Below are 856 nucleotides of genomic sequence, written 5' to 3'. Positions count from 1 at the left end.
TAAGAGCGCCTAACAGAACCATCTCTGGACGAATCGCCAGCAGATGAGGCTTGCGGCGATATGATGGAAGGCGGTGAAGATATCGGCGCGCCGTTCGTAGCGGACGGCGAGGCGGCGGAAACGGGCAAACCAGGCGAGTGTCCGCTCGACCACCCATCGGTGTCGGCCAAGGCGCTCGCTGCTCTCAATGCCACGCCGGGCGATGCGTGGAATGATCCCCCGCCGGCGTAACGCCTGCCGGCATTGGGTGAAGTCGTAGCCCTTGTCGGCGTGCAGTTTGGCTGGTCGGCGCCGTGGCCGGCCCGCACATTGGCGGATTGCCGGCACGGCATCGACCAATGCTTCCAGGAACTTGCTGTCATGCCGGTTGGCCGGCGAAATCCTCAGGGCGAGGGGGATGCCATTGGTATCGACGAGGATATGGCGCTTGGAGCCCGGTTTGCCGCGGTCCGTCGGGTTCGGCCCGGTCTCCTCGCCCCCCTTTTTGCTGGAACGCTGGCGCTGTCCACCGCCGCGCGATCCCAGTTGATGGCATTGGCGTAGCCAAGCCGATCGAGCAGCACACGGTGCAGCCGCTCCCAGACGCCGGCTTGCTGCCATTCGTGCAGCCGGCGCCAACAGGTCATGCCCGAACCGCACCCCATCTCCACCGGCAGCAGTTCCCAGGGAATGCCCGAGCGCAACACGAACAGGATACCGGTTAGCGCGGCACGGTTGTCCAGCCGAGGCCGCCCGCCCTTCGGCTTGGGCGGCTCCGGTGGGAGCAACGGTTCAATCAGCGCCCAAAGGGCGTCGGATACGAGAGGTGAAGCCATACACCTCTCAACAGCCCAAACGCCCTTTTGTTAGGTGCTCT

1 protein-coding gene is annotated in these 856 nt (G+C 65.0%); it reads right to left on the bottom strand.

Annotated features, from left to right (window positions below):
• Positions 1-9: 9 nt before the first annotated feature.
• A protein-coding gene (locus FZ938_RS30345; protein WP_149201870.1) for an IS5 family transposase occupies positions 10-815 on the bottom strand; the annotation gives its coding sequence in 2 pieces (ribosomal slippage) (positions 10-488 and positions 488-815; 807 coding nt in all).
• Positions 816-856 lie beyond the last annotated feature (41 nt).

Origin of the sequence: Azospirillum oryzae, from assembly GCF_008364795.1 — a bacterium.
Lineage (GTDB): Bacteria > Pseudomonadota > Alphaproteobacteria > Azospirillales > Azospirillaceae > Azospirillum > Azospirillum oryzae.
The sequence above is the reverse complement of the archived record's forward strand: the minus strand, read 5'-3'. Positions and strand labels throughout refer to the sequence as shown.